At 70.2% G+C, this 13,613-nt stretch carries 14 protein-coding genes and 1 pseudogene; 10 read left to right on the top strand and 5 right to left on the bottom strand.

Annotation, left to right across the window (positions count from 1 at the left end):
* Positions 1–100: 100 nt before the first annotated feature.
* Positions 101–799 carry a lipoprotein insertase outer membrane protein LolB gene (gene lolB / locus I8J32_RS08345; protein ID WP_200610697.1) on the bottom strand — a complete coding sequence of 233 codons (699 nt, stop codon included), beginning with the start codon at positions 797–799 and terminating at the stop codon, positions 101–103.
* Positions 796–2,475, bottom strand: a complete 1,680-nt coding sequence (locus tag I8J32_RS08340) for a tetratricopeptide repeat protein (protein ID WP_407061021.1) — start codon at positions 2,473–2,475, stop codon at positions 796–798. Before I8J32_RS08340 ends, lolB begins: the two co-directional genes overlap by 4 nt.
* 131 nt (positions 2,476–2,606) lie before the next feature.
* Between I8J32_RS08340 and hemA the strand changes: the two are divergent.
* From hemA to ppk2, 6 genes and pseudogenes are all read left to right on the top strand, one after another.
* Positions 2,607–3,867, top strand: a pseudogene (gene hemA, locus I8J32_RS08335) (glutamyl-tRNA reductase).
* 171 nt (positions 3,868–4,038) lie between these two features.
* Entirely contained in the window at positions 4,039–5,124 is a 1,086-nt protein-coding gene (gene prfA, locus I8J32_RS08330) for a peptide chain release factor 1 (protein WP_200610667.1), read from the top strand.
* 102 nt (positions 5,125–5,226) lie between these two features.
* Positions 5,227–5,703 (top strand): GNAT family N-acetyltransferase, encoded by a 477-nt coding sequence (locus I8J32_RS08325; RefSeq protein ID WP_200610664.1) that lies wholly within the window; start codon positions 5,227–5,229, stop codon positions 5,701–5,703.
* 88 nt (positions 5,704–5,791) lie between these two features.
* On the top strand, positions 5,792–6,319 hold the full coding sequence (gene moaB, locus I8J32_RS08320; protein WP_200610662.1) for a molybdenum cofactor biosynthesis protein B: 528 nt from the start codon (positions 5,792–5,794) through the stop codon (positions 6,317–6,319).
* Between the two features lie 79 nt (positions 6,320–6,398).
* A complete protein-coding gene (locus tag I8J32_RS08315; RefSeq protein WP_200610659.1) occupies positions 6,399–6,752 on the top strand; it encodes a helix-turn-helix domain-containing protein in 354 nt (117 codons plus the stop codon).
* Positions 6,753–6,791: 39 nt separating this feature from the next.
* On the top strand, positions 6,792–7,568 hold the full coding sequence (gene ppk2, locus I8J32_RS08310; RefSeq protein WP_200610656.1) for a polyphosphate kinase 2: 777 nt from the start codon (positions 6,792–6,794) through the stop codon (positions 7,566–7,568).
* A gap of 893 nt (positions 7,569–8,461) precedes the next feature.
* Here the strand turns inward: ppk2 and I8J32_RS08305 are convergent.
* Genes I8J32_RS08305 through I8J32_RS08295 form a run of 3 tightly spaced genes read right to left on the bottom strand, consistent with a single transcriptional unit; the run spans position 8,462 to position 10,599 of the window.
* Complete coding sequence (locus tag I8J32_RS08305; RefSeq protein WP_200610654.1) at positions 8,462–8,737, bottom strand: acylphosphatase; 276 nt, start codon at positions 8,735–8,737, stop codon at positions 8,462–8,464.
* Position 8,738: 1 nt separating this feature from the next.
* On the bottom strand, positions 8,739–9,326 hold the full coding sequence (locus tag I8J32_RS08300) for a TlpA family protein disulfide reductase (protein ID WP_200610652.1): 588 nt from the start codon (positions 9,324–9,326) through the stop codon (positions 8,739–8,741).
* Positions 9,327–9,330: 4 nt separating this feature from the next.
* Positions 9,331–10,599, bottom strand: a complete 1,269-nt coding sequence (locus I8J32_RS08295; protein WP_200610649.1) for a YihY family inner membrane protein — start codon at positions 10,597–10,599, stop codon at positions 9,331–9,333.
* Positions 10,600–10,774: 175 nt separating this feature from the next.
* Between I8J32_RS08295 and wrbA the strand changes: the two genes are divergently transcribed.
* From wrbA to I8J32_RS08275, 4 genes are all read left to right on the top strand, one after another.
* Positions 10,775–11,365 carry an NAD(P)H:quinone oxidoreductase gene (gene wrbA, locus I8J32_RS08290; RefSeq protein ID WP_207526866.1) on the top strand — a complete coding sequence of 197 codons (591 nt, stop codon included), beginning with the start codon at positions 10,775–10,777 and terminating at the stop codon, positions 11,363–11,365.
* Positions 11,366–11,417: 52 nt separating this feature from the next.
* Positions 11,418–11,765 carry a DUF2069 domain-containing protein gene (locus I8J32_RS08285; protein ID WP_200610643.1) on the top strand — a complete coding sequence of 116 codons (348 nt, stop codon included), beginning with the start codon at positions 11,418–11,420 and terminating at the stop codon, positions 11,763–11,765.
* A 68-nt stretch (positions 11,766–11,833) separates the two neighbouring features.
* A complete protein-coding gene (locus tag I8J32_RS08280; RefSeq protein ID WP_200610640.1) occupies positions 11,834–12,319 on the top strand; it encodes an asparaginase domain-containing protein in 486 nt (161 codons plus the stop codon).
* A gap of 337 nt (positions 12,320–12,656) precedes the next feature.
* The gene (locus I8J32_RS08275) at positions 12,657–13,115 is read left to right on the top strand and encodes a hypothetical protein (RefSeq protein ID WP_200610637.1); all 459 of its coding nucleotides are present in this window, start codon (positions 12,657–12,659) and stop codon (positions 13,113–13,115) included.
* Positions 13,116–13,613: the final 498 nt, after the last annotated feature.

Genomic DNA, 13,613 nt, shown 5'->3' with positions numbered 1-13,613 from the left:
TACTGCACCGACCGGGCATTCCGGGGCACGCGGCCAGGCTGGGACGAAACCAATCCGGTCGGTCGACACGGCAGACCGCGCCGGGCGACCCGGGACGGCCTCACTCGGGTACGGCGTCGCTTCCCGACCGGGGAGCCTCACCGGCAGGGCCCGCCGCCACCAGCTGCCATTCGTCGATCAGCAGCCGCACCGTGGCGTCGCCGCTACGGGCAAAAATGCGCTTGGGCATGTCCGGGCGTTCGGCCGTGGCCGGGTGCCAGTCCTGGAATTCGAGGACCCAGCCCGACTGCGTCACCCGCGCCAGGCGGCCGTCGCTGCCATAGGTCTCCACGCCGCCGGTCGCCTGTGTCGAGGGCAGCCCGCGCGCCCAGTCGCGCAGGGCGCCCACGGGAATCCGCCAACCGGTGGCCTCCTGCAACAGCCGCTGCGCGTCGGCCCCTTCCCGGGGACCGCCTTCCAGTCCTTCCAGGCGTGCCAGTGTCGCGTCGCCGCTCAGCCGCCAGCTCTGTCGCGTCACGGGCGCACCTAGGGCGATGTCGAACCGGTCGCCATCCTGCGTCCAGTCGATGCGTCCGCTGCCGCCCTTGCCGTTGGCGGACACGGCGATGCGGCCGCTCAGCGACCACCGGGTGGCGCCCTCCAGCGCAACGTGCCGCGCGCGCTGCCAGGCTTCCCCGGTCGCCACCTCCTGCGCGGTCGGCGGCGCGGTACGCGTCGGCCGGGAGACACAGGCGCCCAGCACCAGCGCCAGTGCAACGACCGCGGCGAAGCGCGGTGCAGGTCCACGCAGCCAGGTCATGGCCCGATGTCGTCCAGGCCGAGCTTGTCGAGCACGCGCTTGAGGGAGCGGTTTTCCGGGTCGAGTTCGCGCGCCTGCCGGAAGTACTTGCGCGCTTCGTCCTTGCGGCCCAGCTCCCACAGCACCTCGCCCACGTGCGCGGCGATTTCCGGATCCTTCTGCAGCGACAACGCGCGCCGCAGCTCCACCAGCGCTTCCTCGGTGCGGCCCAGGCGATAGAGCACCCAGCCGTAGCTGTCGATGATGGCGGCGTTGTCGGGCTCGGCGGCGCGGGCGCGGTCGATCAGTTCCAGCGCTTCCTGGTAGCGGGTGGTGCGGTCGGCCAGCGTGTAACCCAATGCGTTGAGCGCCGCGGTGCTGTCCGGGTCGGCGACCAGGATCTTGCGGAAGTCCGCCTCGGCGCGCGCGATGTTGTCCCGCCGCTCCCAGCCCAGCGCGCGGGCGTAGAGGATCTCCGGATCGTCCGGGAAGGCCGCCAGGCCACGGGCGTAGGCGTCGAGCTCACCGTCGGGACTCTTGTCGCGGTTCTGCAGCTCGGCCTCCAGGATGTACGCGTCCCGGCGCGCTTCCTCGGGGGCGCCCGCGTCGGCCTGGAGATCGTGCAACGACTTGTAGGCCTCCGGTGCCCGCTTGAGTTCATGCAGCACGTTGGCGGTGCGCAGGCGGGCCGGCCATTTCTGGTCGCCGCCGGGGACGCCGCGGTACCACTCCAGCGCCTCGTCGAAGCGCTTGAGGAACTCGGCGATCTGCCCCAGCAGCAGCCGCCGCTGCGGGTCGGGCTTGCCGGCATCGCGGCGCAGCTCCTCGTACAGGGCGCCGAGCGCGGTCTTGTCCTCCGAACGCGCCAGCAGCGAGGCGCGCAGGGCGTAGGTGTGCTCATCCTGCGGGCCCTGGGCGAGGGTCGCGGCGGCGGCGGGGAAATCGCCCAGTTCGTCGTACTCGGACGCCACCAGCATGCGCAGCTCCGGCGCCAGCGCCGGATTGGCGTTGAGCTCGGCCAGCACCTTGCGCGCCTCGTCGGGCTTGCCGGCCTCGCGCAGCTGGCTGGCCCGGAGCAAGGCCACCCGCGGCTCGCCGGGGAACCGCCGGACCACTTCGTCGACGATGCGTTCGGCCAGTTCATCCTGGTCGAGTTTCTGCGCCAGGCCGCCGAAGGCGAGCCAGGCCTGCAGCTTCGGCGGGATCGCGCCGTCGTCCACCAGGCCCTTGAGCAGGCGGGCCGACTGCTCGGGGTCGCGCGCGCCCACGCTCAGCACGCCGACCACCTGCTGCCAGCCATCATCGGCGGCCATCAGGACGGCCAGTTCGCGGCGCGCCTGCGCTTCATCGCCGCGGCGCAGCGCCAGGGACGCCTGGGCCGCCGACTGCGCGATGGGATCGCCCCCCAGGCGCCGCCACAGCGCCAGCGCCTGCTCGGCGCGGCGGTTGTCCTTGGCCAGCAGGGAGATGCGGGTGGCCCGTTCGGCCAGGGTCGCGTCGTTGGCGGCCTTGGCCGCTTCCAGATAGGCCTTGGCCGCCTCGTCCAGCTTGCCGGCCTGCAGGGCGAACTCGCCGGCCAGCGTGGCCTCGAGCGAGGCGCCGGTCGGATCCTGCGGGGCCTTGGCCTTGCGCGCGAAGCCCCACGCGGGAGCCGCGACCAGCAGTGCGGCCAGCGCGATGCCGGCCCACCCATGAATGAAACGATGCGTGCGGAACCGGGGCGACGTCGGCAAGGCGGTACCTGCGTGGGCAGCGGCCGGTAGAATGGCGGCCTTCAGCAGCCAGCTTAGCGCAAGCCCCTGAACGGGACATTCGCCGCCGCCCCGCAATGACATTGTTCGTCCTCGGCATCAATCACCAGACCGCGCCGGTCAGCCTGCGCGAGCGCGTGGCGTTCAACGCCGACACGATTCCGGCCGCGCTGCAGTCGTTGCGCGCCTTGCCGCAGGTGCGGGAAGTCGCGCTGTTGTCGACCTGCAACCGCACCGAACTGTACGGCGTGGCCGACGACGACGGCGCCGCGTTGGCGCAGTGGCTGGCCACGCATCCCGACGATGCCGGCGACCTCCAGGCCTACCTGTACCGGCACGCCGACGCCGACGCCGTGCGCCACCTGTTCCGTGTCGCCACCGGGCTGGACTCGCTGGTGCTGGGCGAACCGCAGATCCTCGGGCAGGTGAAGGACGCCTGGGCCACCGCGCGCAGCGCCGGCAGCCTGGGGCAGCAGCTGGACCGGCTGTTCCAGCACGCCTTCGTCACCGCCAAGCGCGCGCGCACCGATACCCGCATTGGCGCCAACCCGGTATCGGTCGCCTCCACCGCGGTACGACTGGCGCAGGATTCCTTCGCGCGCCTGGACGAATCCACGGTGCTGCTGATCGGCGCCGGGGAGACCATCGAACTGGCCGCCCGGCACCTGGTGCAGGCCCGGGTGAAGCGGCTGCTGATCGCCAACCGCACCCTCGCGCACGCGCAGGACCTGGCCACGCGCCACGGCGGCTACGCACTGGCACTGTCCGAACTGGACCGGCACCTGGCCGAGGCCGACGTGGTGATCTCGGCCACCGCCGCGCGCAATCCCGTCCTGCACCGCGAACAGGTCGCCGCCGCCCTGGCCTCCCGCCGTCACCGGCCGATGTTGCTGCTCGACCTCGCGGTACCGCGCGACATCGCCGCCGACGTGGCGGGCCTGCGCGACGTCTTCCTCTACACCGTCGACGACCTGGAACGCGCGATCGAGGACAACCGCCGCAGCCGGCGCGAGGCCGCGAACGAGGCCGAGGCGATCGTGGAGATGCAGGTCGCCCACTACGTGCAGACGCTGGCCGCCAGTTCGCGCACTCAGCCGCTCAAGCGCCTGCGGGCCCATGGCGAAGCGGCCAAGAGCCAGGCCCTGGCGCGCGCGCGCCCAGCAGCTCGCCGCCGGCGAGGATCCCGAAGCGGTGCTCGAGTTCCTCGCCCATGCGCTGACCAACAAGCTGCTGCATGCGCCGACCGTCGCACTGCGCGAGGCCGCCATCAACGGCAACGCCGAACTCGCCCGGGCAGCGGAGAAGCTGTTCGACGCCGGAGTCGGCGACGAGCAATAGAGGCATCGGCCCGCGGCCTGCCTCACTGGCCAGCGCCGACTCGGTCACACTGTCGGCGCACGCATGCCGCCGGTGGTTTGCGCCGGCCGCCTGCTTTCATGGCTCTACGCCAGGCCTCCGGCTACGCTGCCGCTGCATCCCCTCCTCAACTTTCGCGACCACGCCTGCCCCATGACTCCGTCCCTGCGCCGCAAACTCGAAGCCCTGGCCGAACGGCGCGAGGAACTCGAGCGGCTGCTCGCCGACCCCGGCGTGATCGGCGACGCGGCGCGGTTCCGCAAATGCTCGCGCGAGTTCGCCCAGCTTGAACCGGTGGCCGTGGCCTTGGCCGAGGAACTGCGCGCCCGGCAGGACCTGGCCACGGCCCAGTCCATGCGCGGTGATCCGGAGATGCGCGAACTGGCCGAGGAGGAGATCACCGACGCGCAGGCGCGGCTGGACGCGCTGGACGCGCAACTGCTCGCGCACCTGATCCCCAAGGACCCGCGCGACGAGGGCGACATCTACCTGGAAGTGCGCGCGGGCACCGGCGGCGACGAGGCCGCCATCTTCGCCGGCGACCTGTTCCGCATGTACTCGCGTTACGCCGAACGGCAGGGCTGGAAAGTGGAAGTCGAATCGGCCAGCCCCGGCGAGCATGGCGGCTTCAAGGAAATCATCGCCCGCGTGGAAGGCCGCGGCGCTTACTCGCGCCTGAAGTTCGAATCGGGCACGCACCGCGTGCAGCGCGTGCCGGCCACCGAATCGCAGGGGCGCATCCATACGTCGGCCGCGACGGTGGCGATCATCCCGGTGGAACCCGAAGGCGAGCCGGTGGAGATCAATCCGGCCGACCTGCGCATCGATACGTTCCGCTCCAGCGGCGCGGGCGGCCAGCACGTCAACAAGACCGAGTCGGCGATCCGCATCACCCACGTCCCCACCGGGATCGTGGTTGAGAACCAGACCGAGCGCAGCCAGCACGCCAATCGCGACAAGGCCATGCGGCGGCTGTCGGCGATCCTGGCCGAGGCGCAGGCGGCCAAGGCCGCCGCGGCGCAGGCCTCGATGCGCAAGTTGCAGGTCGGAAGCGGCGACCGCAGCCAGCGCATCCGCACCTACAACTTCCCGCAGGGCCGCATCACCGACCACCGCGTGGAAGGCCTGACGCTGTACGACCTGCCGCACGTGATCGAGGGCGGCATGGACGACCTCATCGAACGCCTGCAGCACGAGCACCAGGCCGACGAACTGGCGCAGTTGACGCTCGAGACCTGAGGCCCGGCGGCACGCGCGAACCGGCAAGCACTGCACACGCGCGGGGGTGGGCGCACTGCGGCGCGCTGGCTACCCTGTTCGATTACCAGACCGGAACCCGCCATGTCCGTCACGATCCGCCGCGCCGAAACCCACGACCTCGATGCCCTGGTTCCGCTGTTCGACGCCTACCGCGTGTTCTACCAGCAGGCCTCCGACCCGGCGCGTGCCCGCGACTTCCTGGCCCAGCGCATGGCGCGGCAGGAATCGGTGGTGCTGCTGGCGCAACATGACGGCGACGCCATCGGGTTCACCCAGTTGTTTCCGACCTTCTCCTCGGTGCGCACCGGACCGATGTGGATCCTCAACGACCTGTTCGTCGATGCGCGCGCACGCCGGCTGGGGGCCGGCCGCTCCCTGCTCGACGCGGCCGCGGACTTCGCGCGCGACAGCGGCGCGGTGTTGATCACGCTGGAAACGGCGACCGACAACGCCACGGCACGCGCGCTGTACCGGGCCGCGGGCTGGCACGAGGATGCCAGCCAGTGGTATTCGCGCGGCCTGACGGATCAGGCCGCCGGTGCGAAGCGCCAGGACTGAGAGGCGGCACTCGCCGCTGTCCTGCCTGTGGTTTCCTTCACGCTCCGCCGGCCTTTGAAGCCGGCCCAGCCCGCCCTACACTGCGGGCATGACCTCCGCCCACGACTTCGTGCCCCTGCGCCTGTGCGTGCTCACCGTCTCCGACACGCGCACGCTGGAGCAGGACAGTTCGGGCGACTACCTGTGCACCGCGCTGGCCGACGCCGGCCACCAGCTGGCCGGGCGCGCGCTGCTGCGCGATGACCGCTACCAGCTGCGCGCCCAGGTGTCCCGGTGGATCGCCGACGACGACGTCGACGGCATCCTCGTCACCGGCGGCACCGGGTTCACCGGCCGCGACTCCACGCCCGAGGCCCTGCTGCCCTTGCTGGACAAGCAGATGCCAGGCTTCGGCGAACTGTTCCGGGCGCTGAGTTTCGAGGAGATCGGCACGTCCACGCTGCAGTCGCGCGCCTTCGCCGGCCTGGCCAACGGCACGTTCCTGTTCGCGCTGCCCGGCTCGACCTCGGCCTGCCGCACGGCCTGGGAAAAGATCATCGTGGCGCAGCTCGATGCGCGCACGCGCCCCTGCAACCTGGCCACGCTGCGCCCCCGGCTCCGGGAACGCGACGCGTGAGGCCCGTCCCACCGCGGCGCGACGACGGCCGGCGGAAACCTGTTCGTGTTCGCATGCGCGGAGCACTGGAGTGATCGACATGCCATTGGCCACCACCCTGCGCCTGCTCGCCAAGGCCCGCGGCCTGACCGCCGCCGACATCGCCACCGCGATCCCACGCGCGGGGGCCGCCACCGTCAGCGCCTGGCTGCAGGGCGAGAAACTGCCGGGCCGCGAACAGCTCGATGCGCTGGCCCGCACCTTCGGCGTGCCCGCCGGCGCCCTGCTGAGCGAACTGGCCAGCACGCTGGATCCCTCGCGCACCCGCGGCGAGCACCAGTTGCTCGCCGCCTTTCGCGCGATGAACGCCAGGCAGCAGGCGGCCGTGCTGGAAGTGGTGTCCAGCATTGCGCCCGCTCCGCCCAGGGCACCGCGCAAGCGCCGGCCGACGTGACGGCCCGCGCTCTTCCCTCCTCCTGACCAGGACGCGCCGATGGCCAAGCTCAAGCGCAAGGAATACGAAGCCCACATGGACCAGCTGCAGCACGAGCTGGTGGCGATGGCGCGCTGGCTGCAGGGCACCGGCCGCCGCGTGGTGGTCCTGCTCGAAGGCCGCGACACCGCCGGCAAGGGCGGCGTGATCAACGCCATCGCCGAGCACATGAACCCCCGCGCCTGCCGCGTCGTCGCCCTGCCCAGGCCGACCGAGCGGGAGTCGACGCAATGGTATTTCCAGCGCTACGTGCCGCACCTGCCCGCCGCCGGCGAGCTCGTGCTGTTCGACCGCAGCTGGTACAACCGCGCCGGCGTGGAGAAGGTCATGGGCTTCGCGGACGATGCGCAGGTCAAGGCCTTCCTGAAACAGGCGCCGGCGTTCGAGAAGCTGCTGGTCGACGACGGCATCGTGCTTTTCAAGTACTGGCTGGCCTGCGACCAGGAAAAGCAGGAAGAGCGTTTCGCCGAACGGCTCAAGGATCCGCTCAAGCGCTGGAAGCTGTCGCCCATCGACCTCAAGGCACGCGAGCACTACGACGATTACACCCGCGCACGCGAGGCGATGTTCAAGGCCACCCATACCGCGCACGCCCCGTGGGCGCTGGTCGATTTCAACGACCAGAAGCGCGGCCGGCTGACCCTGATCCGCGATCTGCTCGATCGCCTCCCCGACACGCAGGTTCCGCCAGCCCGCGTCACGCTGGATCCGCTTCCCGGGAAGCCGAAGAAGGAACGCTACGGGGTGGTGAAGCCGCTGCCGAAGTTTGCGGACTGAAGTCCCTTCGACGACCAGGTGGTGTGAGGCCAACAGCCCATAGGGCGGGTCTTGACCCGCCACCTGGTCGCGTCGCCAACCAGAAGCCGTGCCCGGGCTACAAGCCAGGGGTTGCCGGGAACGAAGTTCGGCGCGGGATCCAGATCAGCTCCAGTGCGGGACCGGAGCACCGTCGAGGCTGCCGAAGTTTGCAGACTGAAGTCCGTTCGACGACCAGGTGGTGTGAGGCCAACAGCACATAGGGCGGGTCTTGACCCGCCACCTTGTCGCCAACCAGGAGCCGTGCCCGGGCTACAAGCCAGGGGTTGCCGGGAACGAAGTTCGGCGCGGGATCCAGATCAGCTCCAGTGCGGGAGCGGAGCACCATCGAGGCTGCCGGCGGGTCAAGACCCGCCCTATGCGTCGTGGCGCGCGTCGGAAAATCCCGGCGTCAACGATGCGGCCGGTTGGAGTTGGAACTATCCGCACCTTCTTTGGTTACTTTTCTTGATGAGCGCCTTCGGCGCTCACCCCTTCGGGGCCGGCTTCGCCGTTCGCACTTCGTGCGTGTGCGAGCAAAGAAAGTGACCCGCCGCCAGGCGAGGCGCTTTTCAACAGTGAAGCTGGTCAAGCGTTGGACTTGGCCTGTCCACTCTTTTGCATTTGATGTTGAGCAGCGCGGCGATCGTTGGCCCCCATCCCAACCTTCTCCCGCGGAGCGGGGGAAGGGGCAGTGGCGCGGCGATCGTTGCCCCCATCCCAACCGTCCCGGCCAGCAGGCACAGCCTGCTGGCGTTCGATGAAGCGCGGACCCGTGGTCCGCAAGCGCGTCCTCTCACCCCCCGCAAGCGGGGGAAGGGGCTGATCCGGAGCGGGGGAAGGGGCTGATCCGAAGCGGGGGAAGGAGCTGACCCCTAGTCCGCCCCGAACTGCGCCCCCAGCGCAAGCTCATCCACCGTCGTCTCCTGCGCCTCCACCGAATCCACGCGCGCCATCGGCGGCCCGTGATGCAGCCAGCGCTGCAAGGCCTCGATGGCGCCAGGCTCCCCCACCGCCAGCACCTCCACCCGGCCGTCGGGAAGATTGCGCGCATACCCGCGCAGCCCGAGCGCGTGCGCCTGCTCGCGCGTGCCGGCGCGGAACCACACGCCCTGCACCTTGCCCGAGACGAGGAAGCGCATGGCGGTCATGTCAGCCGGGCTCCGGTCCGCCGGCCTGCGCGATGGCGGCCTCGATTTCCTTCGCGGTGATCGGGCCCATGAACTTCTTGACCATCCTGCCGTCGGGCGCGATGAGATAGGTGGTGGGCAGGCCGCGCGGCGTGGCGAAGTCGTGGGGCGGATCGTTCATGTCGACCAGGGCGATCGGATACGACACCGGGTGCTGGGCCAGGAAGCCGCGGATCGCATCGGGATCGGAATCGTCGTAGGCCAGGCCCAGGACCTCGACGTGCTCGCGCATGGTGTCCAGCGCCGACAGGTCGGGCATTTCCTTGACGCAGGGCTTGCACCAGGTGGCCCAGAAATTCACCACCACCCACTTGCCGCGGTGCGCGGCGAGGTCGTAGGCCGCGCCATCGAGCGTGGCCAGCGTCAGCGTAGGGAACTGCGCGTCGGCGGAGGCTGCCTCGCGGGCCGGAGCCGCCGGCGCGGCCGGCGCGGTTGGCGCGGTTGGCGCGGCTACAGGACCGGCGGTATCGGGCGCCTTCTCCTGCCGGCATGCGCCCACCAGGAGCAGGAGGCAACAGGCCGCGACACGGGCGGGCGGACGAAGGCGCATGGACTTACTCCGGGTGATCGGCGTGGATGCTGGAAACGCGCCGCTTGAGCAGGTCGCGCAGGGGAATGCGAAGTTCGTCCATGGCCTCGACGGCGGCGCGGCCGAGGGCGTCGTCGCGACACGGCAGGTGCGCCTCGGCGATCGGGATGCGCAGCTGGCAGGCCTCGTAGAGTTCGGCCATCGACAGTTCGTCCAGGTCGCGCGCCAGCAGCCACTCGCCGCTTTCGGCACGGCGCACGACATTGATCTCGCACAGCTGGGCGAGCAGCTGCTGGGCCAGGGAGTCGGTGAGCAGCGGCTCGCGATGGAGGATCTGGTCGATGTGCAGGCCCTTGCCTTGCCGGCGCGACTCGTTGAAGCGGGCCAGCAGGCGGATCAGGCCGTACATCTCGTAGCCGACCGGCAGGCGCATCGCGATGGGCTGGTAGCGGAAGGCGGAGATGGACGAGGCCAGCGAAGCGCCCAGCAGCACCGACACCCAGCTCAGGTAGATCCACATCAGGAAGATCGGCACCGCGGCCAGCGCCCCGTAGATCTTCGAGTACGAACCGAAGGTGCTCAGGTAGATCCCCAGCCCCCACTTCACCAGCTCGAAGGCGAACGTGGCCAGCAGCGCGCCGGCCATCGCGTGGCGCCACTGGATCGTGCGGTGCGGCACCACCTTGTAGATCGTGGCGAAGGCGGCCCACTCGATGGTCATCGGCGCCAGGCGCAGCATCATCTCTTCCAGCGCGGAGCCGGCGGCGGTCTTGAACACCGCCATGTCGAAGAACTTGGCCGAGATGGCCAGGCTGGCGGCGGCCATCAGCGCGCCTAGGGTGAACACCGTCCAGTAGACGAGGAACCGGGCCAGCGTGGGCCGCGGCGACTTCACCCGCCAGATCTGGTTGAAGGCCAGCTCCACGCTGTTGAGTGTGATCAGCAGCGAGATCACCAGTGCCGCCACGCCCGCGGCGGTCAGGCCCTTGGCGTTCTCGGAGAACTCCCGCAGGTTCTGCTTGACCGAGCTGGCCGCCGACGGGACGAAATTGGCGAAGACATAGTCGCTGAGCTGCTCGCTCCAGACGTTGAACACCGGAAACGCCGACAGCACCCCGAAGACCACGATCGACAGCGGCACGATCGCGAACACCGTGGTGAACGACAGCGCGCCGGCGGCCTGCAGCAGGTTGTCGTCGAAGAACCGGTGGGCCAGGAAGCGGTAGAAGCTGCGCGCCCGCGCGCGGTCGCGCACGACCTCCAGCCAGCGGTAGAGGGAATCCAGTGGTTCCATGCGGGCAGAGTAGCCCAGGGGGCGTGGAGCGGGAATCGTCGTCGCCGCCCGGGTGCACGGTCGATGGTGCTCGTGGCCGCTGCGGCGGCCCGCACACGCCCTGCGCCCATGCCGCGCCGGCACCGCGGGCCGATCCGGTACTCTTGCCTCCACTTCACGCCACGCCTGCCATCGCATGCCCGAGATCCTGGTCCTGTACTACAGCCGCGGCGGTTCGGTCGCCCGGCTCGCGCGGTTGGTCGCGCGTGGCATCGAGGAAGTCGACGGCATGCGGGCGCGCCTGCGCACGGTGCCGCCGGTCGCGGCCGTGACCCAGCTCAGCGCGCCGCCCGTGCCGGAAGAGGGCGCGCCCTACGTGGAACGGCACGACTTGGCCGACTGCGTGGGCCTGGCGCTCGGCAGCCCCACCCGCTTCGGCAACATGGCCGCGCCGCTCAAGCACTTCATCGATGGCCTGGGCGCCGAATGGGCCAGCGGCACCCCGGTGGGCAAGCCGGCCGCGGTGTTCACCTCGACCTCCACCATGCACGGCGGCAACGAGGCGACCCTGTTGTCCATGCACGTGCCGCTGCTGCACCACGGCTGCCTGCTGGTCGGCATCCCCTATACCGAACCGGCGCTCAACACCACGCGCACGGGCGGCACGCCTTACGGCGCCAGCCACGTGGCCGGGCTGAAGGACGATCCGCAGCCCAGCGACGAGGAGACCGTGCTCGCGCGCGCGCTCGGTCGCCGGCTGGCATCGGTTGCCGCGAGGCTGGGATGAAGTCTGCACGGTCCGGCCCCGTAAGTTCGGCTCCAGAGCAGGCCACGCACCCATGAGCACGCCCGCGGCCGTCCTTGCCCGACGCCTGCTGCTGGCGGCGCTGATCGCGCTCACGGCGCTGTTCGTGTGGTGGTTCGGCACGGCCGCCCGCCCGTGGGTGGCGCTGGCGGTCTTCGCGCTGCCGCCCGCGGTGCTCGCCGTCGCCGCGCTGCGCGGCGCGCGCCAGGCCGCGTTCTGGGCCGGCGTGCTGGCGCTGGCGTGGTTCAGCCACGGCGTCATGGTGGCCTGGTCGCGGCCGCCCGAGCGTGTGTTCGCGCTGATCGAGATCGTGCTGGCCGTGGTGGTCGTGGTGGCGGTCAGCCTGCCCGGGATGCAGGCGCGCTTCGGCCGCCGGCGCTGAAGCCGCCGGGGCCGCGCAGGCCCGGATGGGGCCCTACAATGCCGCCAGTCCCCCACTGCCTCGCGACCATGGACCAGCTCTGCGTCGTCACCACCGGCGGCACCATCGACAAGATCTACTTCGACGACAAGTCCGACTACCAGATCGGCGAGCCGCAGATCGGCAGCATCCTGCGCGAACTGGGCGTCGCCTTTCCGTTCACCGTCATCCCGATCATCCGCAAGGACTCGCTGCACATCAGCGCCGAGGACCGCGAGCTGATCCGCGCCACCATCGCCGCGCAGCCGGCGCGCCACATCCTGGTCACGCACGGCACCGACACCATGGTGGAGACGGCCAAGGTGCTCGCCTCGCTCACCGACAAGACCATCGTGCTCACCGGCGCGCTCAGCCCGGCGCGCTTCCGCGGCTCGGACGCGGAGTTCAACGTGGGCTGCGCCGTCGGCGCGGTGCAGTCGCTGCCGCCGGGCGTGTACATCGCCATGAACGGCCGCGTGTGGGATCCGGCGAAGGTGCGCAAGAACGTGGCGGCCAACCGGTTCGAGCCGATCTGACAGACACGATCCGCGTGATCCGATCGGCGTGATCCGATCGGCGTGATCCGATCTCCATGAACCAATCAGCGTGATCCGATCAGCGTGGTCCGATTTGCGTGATCCGATTTGCGTGATCCGATTTGCGTGATCCGATCTGCGTGATCCGATTTGCGTGATCCGATCCGCGTGATCCGATCCGCGTGATCCGATCCGCGTGATCCGATTTGCGTGATCCGGTCTCCCTGATCCAATCAGCGCGCTCAGTCCCGCGCTGATCCCACCGCCGCGCGCTTTCACGCCCGCCGCGCGGCCGGACCGGCGATGCTGTCGCCCTGTCCAATGCTGGAGCGCCGGGATGAACCTGATGACCTGTGGTGTCCGTGGATTCGGCCTGGCCGTGGTGCTGGCGGCGATCGGCTGCCAGTCCGCGTCCGGCGCCCGGGCCCCGCTGGGCGCCGCGCAGTTCCGCTGCGGGCCGACCGATGACGTGGAGCTGGTGGTCAGCGTGGCGACGCCGCCCGACGACCAGGTCGCGCAGTCGCGGCTGGTGGCCGTCATCGGTTCGGAACACTGGCGCGCCCTGGAACGCGGCGAGCGCCGGCTGGAACTGTCCGATGCCGCCGCCAGCCAGTGGTGCAGCGGGGCGCAGGCGGCGTGCGAAGCACCGGCCGGGCTGGTCTTCGAGGTCAGCCAGTCGGACCTGCGCGACGGCGGCGTGCTGGAAGGCGCCGTGGAAGTCCGGCTGGCCGATCAGCGCACGGTGCACCTGCCATTCCGGGCGCCGGTGGCGCGCCAGCAGGCCCGCTGCGGTTGACCCGTGTCGCCTGCCGCGGGGTGGGCGGCTGGTGAGCGTCGGTTAGCGTGCCCGTGGAGAGCATTCCCGGAGATGCTCCAAAGCATTCCTGGAGATCCTTCAAAGCGTTCCTGGAGATCCTCCAGAGGGTCTTTGGAACCCTCCGGAGCATTGGGGGGAATGCTCTGAAGCATTGTGGGGAATGCTCCGGAGGGTTTCCGGAACGCTTTGAAGCGTTTCCGGAAGGGTCGGGAGCATTGTGGGGAACGCTTTGAAGCATTCGGGGGAATGCTCCGGAGGATTCCAAAGATGCTTTGGAGCATTGGGGGGAATGCTTTGAAGCATTGTGGGAGATGATGGCGCCGGGGTCATACCGACACCCCGCCACACCGCCGACCGCATAGGGCGGGTCTTGACCCGCCACACCGCGGCGCCCCGTCGGCGGCGGGTCAAGACCCGCCCTATGAATTGGCACCCCGCGACGTCCCGTCGGTGGCGGGTCGAGACCCGCCGTATGAA

The organism is Lysobacter solisilvae (assembly GCF_016613535.2).
GTDB classification, from domain to species: domain Bacteria; phylum Pseudomonadota; class Gammaproteobacteria; order Xanthomonadales; family Xanthomonadaceae; genus Agrilutibacter; species Agrilutibacter solisilvae.
Note: the sequence above shows the minus strand (reverse complement) of the source record. Positions and strands in the feature narration are given on the sequence as shown.